Annotated in this window: 13 protein-coding genes; 7 read left to right on the top strand and 6 right to left on the bottom strand. The window is 55.0% G+C overall.

Annotation, left to right across the window (positions count from 1 at the left end; all coding sequences use genetic code 11):
- Window positions 1-121 precede the first annotated feature (121 nt).
- The 4 genes from xpt to Q371_RS23465 all read left to right on the top strand — a co-directional run bounded on the left by xpt (window position 122) and on the right by Q371_RS23465 (window position 3,696).
- The gene (xpt, locus tag Q371_RS23480) at window positions 122-688 is read left to right on the top strand and encodes a xanthine phosphoribosyltransferase (RefSeq protein ID WP_034345574.1); all 567 of its coding nucleotides are present in this window, start codon (window positions 122-124) and stop codon (window positions 686-688) included.
- A gap of 228 nt (window positions 689-916) precedes the next feature.
- Window positions 917-1,759, top strand: a complete 843-nt coding sequence (locus Q371_RS26285; RefSeq protein ID WP_169743919.1) for a MerR family transcriptional regulator — start codon at window positions 917-919, stop codon at window positions 1,757-1,759.
- Window positions 1,760-2,073: 314 nt separating this feature from the next.
- On the top strand, window positions 2,074-2,856 hold the full coding sequence (locus Q371_RS26280; RefSeq protein WP_051965158.1) for a hypothetical protein: 783 nt from the start codon (window positions 2,074-2,076) through the stop codon (window positions 2,854-2,856).
- Window positions 2,857-2,994: 138 nt separating this feature from the next.
- Window positions 2,995-3,696: an alpha/beta hydrolase gene (locus tag Q371_RS23465; protein WP_034345572.1), complete on the top strand. Its 702-nt coding sequence runs from the start codon at window positions 2,995-2,997 to the stop codon at window positions 3,694-3,696.
- Window positions 3,697-3,791: 95 nt separating this feature from the next.
- Here the strand turns inward: Q371_RS23465 and Q371_RS23460 are convergent, their stop codons facing one another.
- The 4 genes from Q371_RS23460 to Q371_RS23445 form a co-directional block, all read right to left on the bottom strand.
- Window positions 3,792-4,241, bottom strand: a complete 450-nt coding sequence (locus Q371_RS23460; protein WP_034345570.1) for a hypothetical protein — start codon at window positions 4,239-4,241, stop codon at window positions 3,792-3,794.
- A gap of 262 nt (window positions 4,242-4,503) precedes the next feature.
- On the bottom strand, window positions 4,504-5,391 hold the full coding sequence (locus Q371_RS23455) for a carbohydrate ABC transporter permease (RefSeq protein ID WP_211253890.1): 888 nt from the start codon (window positions 5,389-5,391) through the stop codon (window positions 4,504-4,506).
- Window positions 5,384-6,268: a carbohydrate ABC transporter permease gene (locus tag Q371_RS23450; protein WP_034345568.1), complete on the bottom strand. Its 885-nt coding sequence runs from the start codon at window positions 6,266-6,268 to the stop codon at window positions 5,384-5,386. Before Q371_RS23450 ends, Q371_RS23455 begins: the two co-directional genes overlap by 8 nt.
- 151 nt (window positions 6,269-6,419) lie before the next feature.
- The gene (locus Q371_RS23445) at window positions 6,420-7,637 is read right to left on the bottom strand and encodes an ABC transporter substrate-binding protein (protein WP_034345566.1); all 1,218 of its coding nucleotides are present in this window, start codon (window positions 7,635-7,637) and stop codon (window positions 6,420-6,422) included.
- A 599-nt stretch (window positions 7,638-8,236) separates the two neighbouring features.
- On the opposite strand from Q371_RS23445, the gene rimO reads away from it, so the two are divergent.
- From rimO to Q371_RS23425, 3 genes are all read left to right on the top strand, one after another.
- Window positions 8,237-9,655 (top strand): 30S ribosomal protein S12 methylthiotransferase RimO, encoded by a 1,419-nt coding sequence (rimO, locus tag Q371_RS23435; RefSeq protein WP_034345562.1) that lies wholly within the window; start codon window positions 8,237-8,239, stop codon window positions 9,653-9,655.
- Between the two features lie 221 nt (window positions 9,656-9,876).
- Entirely contained in the window at window positions 9,877-10,113 is a 237-nt protein-coding gene (locus tag Q371_RS23430; protein WP_051965153.1) for a hypothetical protein, read from the top strand.
- A 394-nt stretch (window positions 10,114-10,507) separates the two neighbouring features.
- Window positions 10,508-11,434 (top strand): manganese-dependent inorganic pyrophosphatase, encoded by a 927-nt coding sequence (locus tag Q371_RS23425; RefSeq protein WP_034345560.1) that lies wholly within the window; start codon window positions 10,508-10,510, stop codon window positions 11,432-11,434.
- Window positions 11,435-11,654: 220 nt separating this feature from the next.
- Here the strand turns inward: Q371_RS23425 and Q371_RS23420 are convergent, their stop codons facing one another.
- Window positions 11,655-12,842, bottom strand: a complete 1,188-nt coding sequence (locus tag Q371_RS23420) for an FHA domain-containing protein (RefSeq protein ID WP_034345558.1) — start codon at window positions 12,840-12,842, stop codon at window positions 11,655-11,657.
- Window positions 12,843-12,882: 40 nt separating this feature from the next.
- On the bottom strand, window positions 12,883-14,214 hold the full coding sequence (locus Q371_RS23415; RefSeq protein ID WP_034345556.1) for a vWA domain-containing protein: 1,332 nt from the start codon (window positions 14,212-14,214) through the stop codon (window positions 12,883-12,885).
- Window positions 14,215-14,295: the final 81 nt, after the last annotated feature.

Below are 14,295 nucleotides of genomic sequence, written 5' to 3'. Positions count from 1 at the left end.
GGCTCTCGGCTCTCGGCTCTCGGCTTCAGGGCGACGCACGCGTAGCCCCTACAAGGCCCTCGGCACCAGACGGCACATCCATAGAACCTATAAATGCCCCCGAAAAGGTATACTTTCCTCCATGCAGAGCCTCAAAGACCGAATCCTGCAAGATGGCCAGAGCCTCGGGAGTGGCATCCTCAAAGTGGATGCGTTCATCAACCACCAACTGGACCCCCAGCTCACCCGAGAGATGGGCGAGCATTTTGCAGCATACTTTCAAAACCACGGGGCCACCCGCATCCTGACGGCTGAAGTCAGTGGGATTGCCCCCGCTTACGCGACTGGTCTGGTGATGGGACTCCCTGTGGTATATGCCCGCAAGAAAAAGCCTGTGACCATGAATGGGACCACCTATCAGGCCAGTGCAGTCAGTCGGACCAAAGGAGATGTGGTGACCCTGAGTGTCAGCTCAGAGTACATCCAACCCGGCGACAAAGTGCTGATCATCGATGATTTTCTGGCCAGAGGGGTGACCATCAAAGCTCTGGTGGACATCGTGGAGCAAGCTGGAGCAGAACTGGTCGGCATCGGAACCATCATTGAGAAAAGCTTTGAAGGTGGACGGGTGTTGCTGGAAGGTCTGGGCATTGAGATTTACAGTCTGGCGATCATTGACAGTCTGGACGATGGCATTGTGATTCGCTGAGGGGAATCTTCGTGCAAAGTCTGGATTTTGGCAGGGCATTTGAGAAAGCCATCAGCTTTCAGCGGTCAGCCGTCAGCAAAAAGCACACAGATGTTTGAAAGGTTTTTTCGCTTGTGCGGGTAAGCGCTGTGCTCAAAAGCCTTCTGCTTTCTGCCTTCCGCCTTTTTACCAGTACACTGAATCCATGCGCCTGCCCCTTTTCCCATGCCACGTCCCAGAGGTGGGCTGTTGAGTGCCTCCCACAGGCTCCCCATCGGGAAGTTTTCGCAACTGACCCGCATTTCGGTGCGGTCCCTCAGGTTTTACGATCAGGTGGGTCTGTTCCGGCCCCTCTACACCGATCCAGACACCGGATACCGCTATTACCAGCCCGAGCAATTCGAGGTCGCGGAGCGGATCCGTATGTTCCGGTCCATGGACGTGTCTTTGGAAGACATCCGCACCATCTTGGACAGCAACCATCCTGACACCACCCGTGAGGTGCTGGAACGCCACCGCCAGCAGGTCTTGCAACAAATTCAAACTTGCCAGCGGATTCTGGAGCAACTCGACCGCATCTCTGAAGAAAAGCAGAGTTACCGCGTAGAGGAGGTCTGGCTCTCTGACGTGCCTTTGATTGGGTATTCCACCATTTCTGGCCTCAAAGACATTGAACGTTACCGCCTTGAAGCGGTCCGAAAACTGACCCCGCTTGCCAGTGGAGGGGTACTGTACGCCATTCAGAAAAACCTGCTGGACCCCGAGCGTTTGCAGGGCTTGATGGAGCACCAGAGGGTTCTGAATCCTCGGGCCTTCGAGGTGACCTTCGGAATGCAGGTTCCTGACACCCAATCTCCTGTGAAGCTTCCTTTGCAGTACGCGATTGTCCCAGAGGGCAAATACCTGAAAGCCACCCATTACGGTCCTTATGAGCCGTTGCATCTGGCCCATCAGGCGGTGGTGCGCCATGCTCAGGAGCACAAGTTGGCTCTGGGGGACCTGACGTTTGAGCAATTTGTGGTGGGGCCTTGGCAGCAAGAAGACAGTGCGATGTGGGTGACCCACATTTTCTGTCAGGTGGCCGAAATCTGAGGGCAGAAAATGCTCTGGCAAAGGCCACATGGCTTTTGAAGCCGAAAGCATAATGCAGAATCACAGAAGAGGTTGTGCTTGTGGTCCTCGTTTAAAAAAGTTCACAGTCTACAGTAGACAGTTCACAGCGGGAAGTGCTTTGAAATTGCTCCAGAGAAGATCCACCAAAGAGAAGATCCACCAACATCATTTGTGAAACTGCAATAAGCACCGTGGCCTTCTGCCTTCAGCTTTCTGCCCTTGAAAACCCTCCCCCCATGTCAGACTTGCCCCGAACTTGAACCCTGACCCATGACAGGGTTTACCCTGAGGCCATGAACCCACAGGAATTTCAGGATTTCAAAGTGCAACTGGCCCACAATGTTGAAGCCCACAGCGATCTGCTGGGATTGGTGTTTTTGGGTTCCAGTTCAGATTCCAGCCGTCAGGACCAGTGGAGCGACCACGATTTTTTTCTGATTGCCCGAGAAGGCTTTGAGGAACACATCCGGCAGGACCTGAGTTGGCTTCCTGCGGATTTTGAGGTGGCTCTGGCTTTCCGGGACACCGACCATGGTTTGCAGGCGATCAGCAAAGAGGGGCACCTGCTGGAATTTGCTGTGTTCAGTGAGCACGAGCTGTACCTGTATGGTCGGGCCAATGCATACACGGTGATGTCAGACAAATCCAGCGTCACCGAAATCATGAAACACTGTGCCAGAGCGCAAACCCCTCAGCAGAAAGATGTGCAGTACCATGTGGGAAAAGTGCTGGCCTGCGCGATCATTTGCATGGGACGCTATGCCAGAGGGGAAAGGGCCTCTGGTCGTGAAGTCTTCTTGAACGGGGTCCTGCGCAGTTTCCTGTACCTCTACAAGAATGCTCCTGTGGCAGAAGGAGCCCCTGCCCACCACCGGATGGACAACCTGGATGTGTTCAGGAGGGTGGAAACCAGCCATCCTGAATTGGGCGATTTGCTGGACAGTCTGGAACCCTTGCCTGTTCCTCTGGCGTTGCAGAAAGTGCTGGAGGTGCAAATGGAACGGGTGGGACAGCAGGCCTGGTATCCCACAGAGGCCCATCAGGCGGTGGTGAAAAGGCTTCAACAGGCCCTGTGAGGGCAAGGCAAAATCCAGAGGCCTGAGGTTTTTCAAGATTTTGGAGATCCCGCTCAAAGCACCAGAAACCCATGTTTGTTTTTTGGGCGAACAATGTTATGTTGGATCTGGATCAAAATTCAACATGTGGAGTCTCCCATGAAACACTGGCTTGTTTTTGGCTTATTGCTCTGCGGACCTGCTCTGGCACAAGAAGCACACACCCTGAAGGCTTCTGATGGGGCCAGCATTCACCTGAAGTACTATGCCCCTGAGGCTGCACCCCGAGCAGCCCTGATTCTGATGCACAGCATGCGCAGCAACACCTGCGAGTACGGCGATTTTCCAGAGGTGCTCGTCAAGCAAGGTTATGCAGCCATCACTGTGGATTTGCGTGTGGGAGGCAGTGAACTGGGCTGCCAGAACCTCACCAAGGCCAGCAACAACGATGTGTTTGAAGCCCTGCTGGACATTGAGGCCAGTGTGGAATGGTTGCTGCAAAAGACCCAACTGAAACAGGTGGTGTTGCTGGGCAGCAGTGTCTCGGGGTCCCTGAGCCTGGATTATGCCGGGCACCACCCAGAGCAAATTCAGGGCATCGTGACCTACTCGGTGGCCAGTCCCGACATGGACCTGACTTCGGAAGTGATCCAGTTTGCGCCTCGCATCAAAGCTCCGGTTCTGATGGTCTCTCCGCAGGAGGAAACCTCTTATCCCAACCAGCTTTTGAACCTGATGGGTGACATCCGAAAATCGGTGCATGTCCCTGCAAAGGGCATTCACGGTGCCAGAGCCCTCTCTGAACCGGGCATGGCCGAAGAGTACCGCAAAGTCACTCTGGAGTTCTTGCAAACCCTCTGACGTGTGTGAGCCGATCAAAAAACAGGAGGACCGTTAAGAGGTCCTCCCTTTGCATGGCTTCGATCAAAAGCCTTGAAGCACAGAGGTCAGTTGGATCACTTGGTTTGCAGAATCACACCCTGATGGTGGGTAAACTGCTGGTGCGCCTCTGTTTCGGCCAGCACATCGTCGGTGTGGACTTCGATCAAAAGGGCACCGTTTTTGCGCAATTTTTCGCACTGCTCGATCAGGGCTTTCTTGTTGACCGCCTCCAGCACACTGCCAATCACGGCACCGTTGATGAGCCCGAGCACCGAACTGACCAGCAGCAAAGTGGAAAGTGCACCTCCCACCGCCAGAAAAGCCACCAGACCCACCATGATGCCCATGAAGGTTCCGATCAGGGTTCCATACAGGATGCCCTGTCCCACGTCTTGCTGATTGATCCGGGCTTCAAATCCCGAGAGTTGATGCACTTTGATCTGAAGTTGGGGTTGATTTTTGAGGTTGGACAGAACCTCTCTGGCCTTCCCATGGTCGCTGAATGCTGCACTGACGCGCCTCATGCCTGCCTCCTGAAGTGGACAAACTTCCCATCACACCTTAGAAAGTCAAACTGAAGTCCACTTGAAGGTCAGCTTGACCCTTTCTTAAGTTTTTTCTCAAAACAGGGGTCAGCAGTGGAAAATGTTCGCTTGATGGTTTCCCCTTGAACACTTGGATGCTTCCAGCATGCCTGAAGTTCCTGAGAAACCACAAAAACCGTGCGCCACCCCACAAAAGGATGGCGCACACCAGTCAAGGAAGTGGATTTGCAGATTTAGAGCATCACTTGATGGAACCCATGGCCAGACCCCGGATGATTTGCCTTTGCAGGAACACGAACATCAGCACCATGGGCAGGGTGGCGAGCACGGCAGCGGCCATCACCAGTTCCCACTCGACGGTGTAACGGCCTCCCACCAGACTGAACACCCGCATGGTGATGGTGGCATGCTCGGGGGTTCTGAGCACCAGAAAGGCCAGCACAAACTCGTTCCAGCAGTAAATGAAGCTGAACAGGGCAGCAATTGCAGTTGCAGGCAAGGCCAGAGGCAAGAAGATGTGGGTGAAACTCTGGAAGCGGGAGCAGCCGTCGATCCATGCAGCCTCCTCAAGTTCACCGGGGATGGTGTTGAAGTAGCTTTGCAGCATCCACGTGCAAAAGGCGATGTTGAAGGTGGCGTAAATCAGAATCAGAGGGGTGAAGCTGTCGATCATTTTCAGGCTGGCGACCACCTTGAAAATCCCCACCGTGATGATGATCGGACTGAGCATCTGGGTGGCCAGCAGAAATTGACGGTAAAACCCCGAGAACCTTTTGGAGTGGTTAAAACGGCTCAGGCTGTAAGCAGCAGGAAAACTCACCAGCAAGGCCAGAAAAGTGGCGGCCAGCGTGACCCAGATGCTGTTCAGCATGTTCTGGCCGAATCCCATTTCCCAGACTCTGGAAAAGTTGCCCCATTCCAGATGGGTGCCAAACCAGGTGGGCGGGTTGCTGTAAATTTCAGTGGCAGGCTTGAGGGCGGTGGTGATCATGACCGCATACGGGAACAGGGTCAGGATCACGATGGGGCTGAGGATCAACCAGAACAGCACGCTTTTGAAACTTTTGGATTGCATCAGGTTCTGCTTTCTGACGTTGGTTTTTGGGACACTGTGGACTTGTTTAAGCACGGACATCCTCCCCCTCTTTGGCGATGCGGGCGTAAATCAGGCTGAACAGCATCAACAGCACCAGCATGATGATGCCCAGAGCGGCACCCTTGCCGGGATCCCCGAAGAATTTGGCACTGGTGGCCTTGTACAGGTAGGTGACCAGCACATCGGTGGAGTTCACCGGTCCCCCTTCGGTGAGGACCCACAGGATGGGGAAGCTGTTGAACACGTAAATCACGTTCAGCACCACCGCAATGCTGACAAAGGGACGCATCATGGGCATGGTGATGTGGGTGAACATGATCGAGCCCGAGGCCCCGTCCACTCTGGCGGCCTCGTACACGTCTTTGGGCAGGGAACTGAGTCCTCCCAGCAGCACAGTCACGGTGAAGGGAATCGAGACCAGCACCCCGATCATGATGGCCATCGGGAAACTGGTGCTGGATTCGGCGAGCCACTGGATTCGCTCATGGGTGATGCCCAGAGACTGCAGGGTGAGGTTGAGAAGCCCACTTTCACCGTTCAGTGCCCAGCGCCAGACCACCGCCATGATGGTCAAAGAAACCGCCCAGGGCAGCAAAATGATGGTGCGGGCCAGAGAACGCCCATAAAAGTCTTCGTTCAGGATCATGGCGATGGGAAAAGACAGCAGCACGGTCCCACCCACCACCAGCACCGTCCAGTAAACGGTGCGCACCAGAGCTGCCCGGAAAAATTCATCCTGAAACAGGCTCTGGTAATTCTGGAAAGCAACAAAATCTCCAACATTGAAAAACTTGTTGACGCTGTGAGCGCTGGTGTTCAAAAGTTCGTACACCGGATACCCGAGCACGATCAGGGCCATCAGCAGGCTGGGAAAGAGCAGGGCCGTGGCGGAAAATTTTTCTGGTTTCATGGTGGTGCTCCTGTGAAAAAAGAGGTTCCGTGCGCAGCAGGAAAAACGTCAGTGGATGCAAAGGATGACGATGCTGGAGGCTGCGCACGGGATCTGCTCTGGACCGGAACCGGTCAATTGGGGAGAGAAAGAAGAGAAGAAGGCAGGAGGGTTACTTGATGACCTGATTGGCCTCAGAGGCAGCGGCGTTCAGTGCGGTCTTCACGTCTTTTTGACCGAGGTAAATGCTTTGCAGGGCGCGGCTGGTGGCATCGGCGACTTTTTCCCAGTCGGCGATGTTGGGGGCAAATTTGGCGACCGGCAGCATGCCTGTGAAGATTTTCAGCTGGGCGTTGTTGGCGAAGTAAGGATCGCTGGCTTCACCTTTGGCGATGGGCAAGAAGCCTTCGTTTTTGGTGAATTCAATGTGCTGCTTGGCATCGAGCACGTAAGCCATGAAATCAAAAGCCTCTTTTTTGACTTTGGAGGTTTTGAACAGGGCGATGGAGTCGGTTACGCCGTAGGTCGCAGATTTGGTGCCTTTGGGAATGGCGGTGATGCCGTAATTCAGTTTGGGGGCTTCCTTGGTGATCTGACCAATCAGGAAGGGGGCAGTGATCACAAACCCGAGGCGTCCCTGTTTGAACAGGTCCTGCACGTTTTCGCGGCTGTATCCGGTCACGCCGGGCTGGGTGTATTTGTTGTCGATCAGGCTCTTGTACAGGTTGGCGGCTTTGATGCCAGCGGCAGAATTCACGCCGCTCTTGCCGTTCACCACGATGTTTCCGCCGTAGGACCACAGGGCGTAGTACCAGTAAGCATCGGTTTCCACTTCTTTGCCTTGCAGACCGAAGCAGTAGGTGTCTTTGATTTTGGCGGCCACAATCTTTTTGCAGGCGCTCTGGAGTTCAGTCCAGCTTTTGGGTGGGTTTTTCACCCCTGCTTTGGCCAGCACGTCTTTGTTGTAGTACATGGCGCGGGCAGAAGCAGCCACGGGCAGACCGTAAATCTTGCCTTGCAGTTTTCCGGGCTCCAAGAACGCATCAATGAAACCATTTTTCACGCTGGCGCTCATGTAACCGTCCAGAGGTTCCACGATGTCGTTTTTCACAAAATCCGTAAGCCAGCGGGTGCCGATGATGGAGATGTCGGGTGCAGTGCCACCTGCAATGTCGGTGGTGAGTTTGTCATAAAGGTTGTCCCAGTTGACGATTTCCAGTTTGATGTCCACGCCGGGATTGGCTTTTTCGTAGCCAGCTTCCATCTTCTTGAAGAAAGGTTCGGTGGCTGCGCTGTAGTAAGGAATCACCACTTTCACATCGGTGGCAAGGGCGGCGGTGCTGATCAGGGCAGCACCAAGGGCAAACAGTTTGATGGCAGATGGTTTCATGTACGCTCTCCTTCGCATGGAACTTCTGGGATGACGGTCCGAACGTGCAAAAAGGTCAAACACGCCAGAGCATCTCAGGTGAAAGACCTGCCCTCTGCGCAATTTGATCAATTTGCTTGATCAGAATGATTGGTGATTGATCTGATATTAATCACATCTTGATCAATCTGCAAGATCTGTGCGTGATCAATGGGTTTTCAGGCTCTGGGAGGGGCTTTCCTGAAAAGACTGGTTTTTGGAAACGTTTCATGAAGAAAATGGAATTTGTGTCTACGCCGGGCCTCTGGTCGTTGTTTTTGATCAAGTGGTCTGATCGAAAGGCCAGAGTTTAGGAAACGAAAGCGATCAAAGCCTGCTGACTGAAATGCTTGAAATGAATCATGGGAGCGGTCAGCGGTCAGCCATCAGCGTTCAGTGAAAAGCACATCCAGAAGCTTTTGCTTTGAAAACCAGCTGGTTGATCGGAAGACCTTCCTTCTTGCTGACTGCTGAAAGCTGATGGCTCTCTGTTGGCATTGCCCAAACAGTACCCGCGCGCTCCTGCAAAATTGTGACCCAATGCCACCCAAGCCCTGTCATTTGTCATACAATGTTTTTTTGTGACGCAGGGTGTAGACATCAAAAAAGTCGGTTTTATCAGTCTCGGTTGCCCCAAGGCCCTTGTGGACAGCGAACGCATTCTCACGCAGCTTCGCGCGGAAGGCTATCACATTGCCCCCACCTACGAGGAGGCCGATACCGTCATCGTGAACACCTGCGGTTTCATCACGCCTGCTGTGGAAGAGTCGCTTTCCGCCATCGGTGAAGCTCTGGACGCCACCGGAAAAGTGATTGTGACCGGATGCCTCGGGGAACGTCCCGAGACCATTCTGGAGCGCCATCCCAAAGTGCACTCCATCACCGGTTCTCAGGATGTGGAAGGGGTCATGGACGCCATCCACGAACTGATTCCTCCAGACACCAACCCCTTCACCTCCCTGATCCCCGATACAGGCGTGAAGCTGACCCCCAAACATTACGCTTACCTGAAAATTGCTGAAGGCTGCAACCACAAGTGCGCTTTCTGCATCATCCCCAAACTGCGCGGTTTGCAAGTGTCCAGAGATGCCGGAGAGGTGCTCTATGAGGCTTTCCGCCTGATCGCCTCGGGCACCAAAGAGATCATGGTGATCTCTCAGGACACCAGTGCTTACGGCGTGGACATCCGCCACCGCGAATCCGAGTTTCAGGGCGGTCAGGTGAAAGCCCACCTGATCGATCTGGCCACCAAACTCGGTGAAATGGGCGCATGGGTGCGCATGCACTACGTGTACCCCTACCCCCACGTGGACGAGGTGGTCAAACTCATGGCCGAAGGGAAAATCCTGCCTTATCTGGATGTTCCCCTTCAGCACGCCAGTCCCAAAGTGCTCAAAGCCATGCGCCGTCCCGGTGCAGGCAAGCAACTGGAAACCATCAAACGCTGGCGCGACATCTGCCCGGACCTCGCCATCCGCAGCACCTTCATTGTGGGATTCCCCGGCGAAACCGAAGAGGATTTCCAGCTTCTGCTCGAATTCCTGCGTGAAGCAAGGCTGGACCGCGTGGGATGCTTCACCTACTCCGATGTGGAAGAAGCAGACGCCACCCGCTTTGCAGATCAGGTCCCCGAGGAGGTCAAACAGGACCGCCTTGAGCGCTTCATGGCCGTGCAGCAGGAAATTTCTCTGGAACGCATGCAGGAAAAGATTGGTCGTGTGATCGAAGTGATCATTGACGATTACAACGAAGAACCCGGACAACTGATTGGCCGCAGCAAATGGGACGCCCCTGGCATTGACGGCAGCGTGATGTGCGTGCACGGCGAACTGGCCGAATCCGAAGCCGCCAGAGCCATCCCCGCAGGCAGCATCAAGATCGGTGACATCGTGCGCGTTTTGGTTGAAGACGCCGACGAATACGACCTGTACGGCGAAATCATCGAAGTGCTCCCCTGGAAGCCCAATGTGCCCATGCTGGGCCATTTTGGCAAACACTGAATTTCATTCTGATGCTCTGGTCCCCCTGAATTGGGGGACTTTGTGTTTTGTGCTTCCATTTTTTTGCAGCAATTCTTGCCAATTAAAGACCAGCAAAAGACAAATTCAAAACACTGTGAAATTTTCGCCCTCTGCCTCTCATTGCGCGTCAGGCCCGAGGGGTCATCATGAAGTCAGAAAGACAAACGGTGTGCTGAGAACAGCAACCAAAGGAGGAAAAGATGTCTTCGTTTGCGATTTATATCATTGGTTTTGCGATTGTGATTGGTGGTCTGGCATGGGCAGCCAACAGCCTCGGGGTGGCCGACCAGTGGATCTGGATTGGTGCCATTGTTCTGGCCGGCATTGCCATCATCTCTGCAGTGGGTTCCACCCGTCGCCGTGACCCCTCTCCCGGCGAAATGCAGATGAACGACAGCGTGGAAAGCACCACCACGACGACCAACCGTCGTCCTTAAGGGTTGACCGTTTACAGAGAAGGGCATCATCTGCTCTTGTCCCTGACCCCTGCATCTTTTTGAAGATGATTCTGAACGTGTTTTAAAGCATTTGACAGAGAAATAAGAGGTTGATGCTTGAGGTCGTGTTGTTTGAAATAGAAGGATTCTTTTGAATCCTTCTATTTCACTGTGAAACGCAGTAACTTCTGAATTTGAGAATACTGGCATGTTCATCTTGCTGTTCGCTGTGAAGTGTTCCCTGTAAAGCCATCTGAAACCCATCTGAAACCCATGCCCGGACCCCAGAGGTCCGGGTTTTTGCTGTTTGCTGCACAAAACCTGATCGAACTTGTCACTTGTTTGGTATTCGAGGGTTTCCTCCAGAGGAACACCATTTATACTGGAAATCGTTATGACACTGCCTGTTTTTGGACACACCAATCCCGACACCGATGCCATCACCTCTGCCATTGTGTATGCAAGCCTGCTCTCCAAGCTGGGCGTGGCTGCCAGAGCCTACCGTCTGGGCGACCTCAACAACGAAACCGCTTTTGTGCTGCAACAAGCGGGTGTAGAGGTTCCTGAACTCCTCGAATCCCTCCCTGAAGGCACCGAAGTGGCCCTCGTGGACCACAACGAATCCGGCCAGAGCCTTGCCGGTCTGGGCAGCCTGAAAGTGACCCGTGTGGTGGACCACCACAAACTTGGGGACCTGACCTCCAAAGATCCCCTTTACCTGCGCTTCGAGCCTGTCGGATGCACCGGAACCATCCTCACCAAGCTGTACCGCGAGCACAACCAGCCCATCGAAGTTTGGGAAGCCAAACTGATGCTGTCTGCCATCCTGAGTGACACCCTGCATTTCAGAAGCCCCACCACCACCGACACCGACCGTGAAATTGGCACCTACCTGGCCCAGATTGCTGGCGTTTCTGACATCAAGGCTTACGCTCTGGAGATGTTTGCTGCCAAGAGCGACCTCGGCGACACCCCTGCCGACAAACTGCTCAAACTGGACTACAAAGTGTTCCCCTTCGGAGGCAACACCTACGGTCTGGGCGTCATGGAAACCACCAACCCCGGCTACGCTCTGGGTCGCAAAGCCGAAATTCTGGCTGCCATGCAGCAAGAAAAAGACGCCAAGGGTCTGACCGGTGTGTTCTTCTCTGTCGTGGACATCCTCGAAGAAACCAACCAGACCTTCGTGCTGGACGATGCCCACGCCGAGATCATCAAAGGCGTTTTCGGTGCAGACACCGTGGAGCAGGTCGCTGACCTCGGGAACCGCATTTCCCGCAAGAAGCAGGTTGTGCCTGCGTTTGAGAAGTATTTCGGCTGAAGGGCTTCGCCCGCCGAGGGCCAAGGGCTCAGGGCCGAGGGCTCAGGGCCGAGGGGCAATAAAGCTTTGGCTGAAGCGTTGAAGGGCGTAGCACGCTACGCCCCTACACATATTTCCCTTGATGGTTTTTGCTGTGTAGAACATCAGGCTCTTGGCTCTTGGCTCTTGGCTCTCTGCCTCAGGGCGAGGCACGCCTCGCCCCTACAAGGCTCTGAGCCCATCACCTGTCCTTCAACAACGCCAACTCCACCTGCGCCAACTTGATGATGTCTCCCGCTTTGAGGGCCAGAGCACTGCCTTTCTGCAGGCTCTGGTCATTCACAGACACCTCTCCCAGAGCCAGCACATAGAGTTGGCCCTGTTTCACCTGCAATTCGGCGTGGTGGTCCTGCACCCCGTCCTCTGGAATTTGCACATCGCCGGTCTGCCCGAGGATCAGTTTTGAGAACTGCGGAGGCAAGGGGTAGGAATGGGTGTTGCTGTGCAGCAGGTAGCGGTCCTGAAGTTCATCAGGTTCCACGGCGCGTTTTTCCTGAAACACAAAGTCGTTCTGGCCAATTCTCAAACGGTCTCCGGATTTCAGGGGTTTTTTGCGGGTTGGCTGTCCATTGATCAGGATGTTTTCGCCCTCCCAGAACCAGAGTCCTCCCTGACGGAGCAGTTTTCCAGCCTGCAAAGGAGCACTCTGGTCATGGTAGAGGGCAATGTCGTTGGCATCTGAACGGCCCACCGTGACCAGATTCTTGCTCAGGATGTACTGCTTACCCTCGTAAGGTCCTTTGCTGGTCCCGATCAGCCATGCACTTTTCAGCAGGTCCTGTGTGACCTGCAGCATCAGTCCGATGGCTGCCCCGAGCACCGTGAAACCCACGGCTCGGGAAACGGTGCCAGTGTCTCCTGCACCCAGAGAGAACATCGCAAAACTGTCGAACATCAGGCCACCCAGAAAGCCACCTGCGGCCCCTCCCAGCAGGCCACGCAGGGCTTTTTTGAAGGAGCGCTCGGTATAGCCCAGCAGCAGGCCCACTCCAGCACCCAGCAGGGTCCATGCCAGAGCCCGCATGAACCGGGTGGTCTGTCCTGTGGAGGTGAGGGCCAGCAGCCACGAGTAAAACATCTGGGCCACCCCTCCGGCCACTGCACCCACCACCAGAGCTGGCAACAGAATTTTGACCAGATCGCGGTTCCAGCGACCACGCAAGCCCCAGAGGTTTTCTGCAACCACCAGTGTTGCGCTCAGTGGCACCGAAAGGACTCCGGTCAGCAAGGCCGTTCCCAGCACTCCGCCCCAATATCCAGCGTTGTATCCGATGTCCACTACGGTGTTTTCGGCAATGAAAAAGCCCAGAAAGCCTCCCAGACCTCCAGCAAGGGCGGCGGGCAACCAGGCGGTTGAAGCTCGGGTCATGGCAACTTCTCCATACGTTCCATTACGCGGTCAGGGAGGCTCATGTTCCGCTGATCCGCCGGATTTCTTCATCCGAAAGGGGAATGTCTGCGCTTTTCACCGTCTGGGTTTTGGCCCCGATGCGCAGGGTTTTGCTGGTGGAAGCAGTCAATCCCTGACCTGCCCCCAGTTCCTGCAAGGCGCGGTCCAGAGCCTGCGTCATGGTGTGGTTTCCAAGGCGTTTGGTGACTTCTCGGGCCAGTTGCAGGGTTTTTTGGGCTTGCTCTGGGTTGCTCTGGGATTCGTGGATCGCCTGTGAAAGCAAGCCCTCGACATTGCGCTGCTGCACAAATTGCATCACTTCAGGTTTCAGCTTGCCAGCCACCTCCTCCTGAGAGGTGAATTCCGCCACCACATCGATGGGAGGAAGTTCGCCAGTGAACTGCGCTCCCGGCACCTGATAGGTGATTCCCAGTTGGGCCAGACGGATGCGGGCGGGGGGTCTTGCAGGCAAAGTGAACTCCAGAATGAAAGAAGCTCCGCCCTGACCGCCCAGATTGCCCAGAGCAAAGGGCTGCTTGGACAGGTCCACTTCGGTCTGGGTGGGAAAGACCCGTGTGATGCGGCCCAGAGTCACCTCCCGCACGGTTTTCACGCTCAGGTTCACCTGTGTGACCACTTCGGAAACGCTTTGCCTGAGGTCGCCCAGCAAAGCAGCGGGCAGATCTGAGGCCCTGACAGCTGGAGGTTGCGGATGTTGATGGTCCGGGACCACATCCATGGGTTTCCCCTGCGTCTGGTCGGTGATGGAAATCAAGAGTTCGGTGTTGACCTCATCTCCCACCCCGACGGTGGTGACAGGAATGTGTTGCTCGGCCAGCAAGCGGGTTTCACTCTGGACCAGATTTTCATCCTCGGTCTGGCCATCGGTCAAAAGCACCATGCGTGTGACCCCGGACTGGTTTTGCAAAAGTTCACGCCCGAGGGTCATCCCGGCTCCCATGTGCGTTCCACCAAAGTGCCATTCCAGACGCTCTGCTGCTGCCAGCAGTTTCACCCTTTGCTGTCCACTGGTCAGGCCAGCAAGCACAGACGCCCGATCATCAAACTGCACAATGCTCAGTTGGTCCTCCGGGATCAGCAATCCCGAGGTCAGGATGTTCTGCAGGGACTCAATCACCAGATCCATCTTGTTGCGCACCTTGGAAGCTTCAGGGGCAGTGACCCCTTCACGCATGCTGCCCGAAGTGTCCACCACAAACGCCACCCTGAGTGGGGCTCTGGCCTTCAGGGCCGATTCGTCGGGCTTGAGGGTCAGCAGCACGAACAATTTCTGCTGCTCCTGATGGGCCAGCAGGTGGTCGCGGTGAAGCTGCAGGTGGGCGGTGAGCATGGGGGTATTTTACTTCGCCAAGGGCCGAGAGCCGAGGGCCGAGGGCACATCTGTAAAGCCAAGGCGAATGCTTCATGCCCA

Source organism: Deinococcus misasensis DSM 22328, from assembly GCF_000745915.1.
In the GTDB taxonomy this organism is placed as follows: Bacteria; Deinococcota; Deinococci; order Deinococcales; family Deinococcaceae; genus Deinococcus_C; species Deinococcus_C misasensis.
The sequence above is the reverse complement of the archived record's forward strand: the minus strand, read 5'-3'. Positions and strand labels throughout refer to the sequence as shown.

Bases quoted from the DNA above. Each gene is read 5' to 3' on its own strand.
- xpt (WP_034345574.1), top strand. From the start codon at position 122: ATGCAGAGCCTCAAAGACCGAATCCTGCAAGATGGCCAGAGCCTCGGG.
- Q371_RS26280 (WP_051965158.1), top strand. From the start codon at position 2,074: ATGAACCCACAGGAATTTCAGGATTTCAAAGTGCAACTGGCCCACAAT.
- Q371_RS23465 (WP_034345572.1), top strand. From the start codon at position 2,995: ATGAAACACTGGCTTGTTTTTGGCTTATTGCTCTGCGGACCTGCTCTG.
- Q371_RS23460 (WP_034345570.1), bottom strand. From the start codon at position 4,241: ATGAGGCGCGTCAGTGCAGCATTCAGCGACCATGGGAAGGCCAGAGAG.
- Q371_RS23450 (WP_034345568.1), bottom strand. From the start codon at position 6,268: ATGAAACCAGAAAAATTTTCCGCCACGGCCCTGCTCTTTCCCAGCCTG.
- Q371_RS23445 (WP_034345566.1), bottom strand. From the start codon at position 7,637: ATGAAACCATCTGCCATCAAACTGTTTGCCCTTGGTGCTGCCCTGATC.
- Q371_RS23430 (WP_051965153.1), top strand. From the start codon at position 9,877: ATGTCTTCGTTTGCGATTTATATCATTGGTTTTGCGATTGTGATTGGT.
- Q371_RS23425 (WP_034345560.1), top strand. From the start codon at position 10,508: ATGACACTGCCTGTTTTTGGACACACCAATCCCGACACCGATGCCATC.
- Q371_RS23420 (WP_034345558.1), bottom strand. From the start codon at position 12,842: ATGACCCGAGCTTCAACCGCCTGGTTGCCCGCCGCCCTTGCTGGAGGT.
- Q371_RS23415 (WP_034345556.1), bottom strand. From the start codon at position 14,214: ATGCTCACCGCCCACCTGCAGCTTCACCGCGACCACCTGCTGGCCCAT.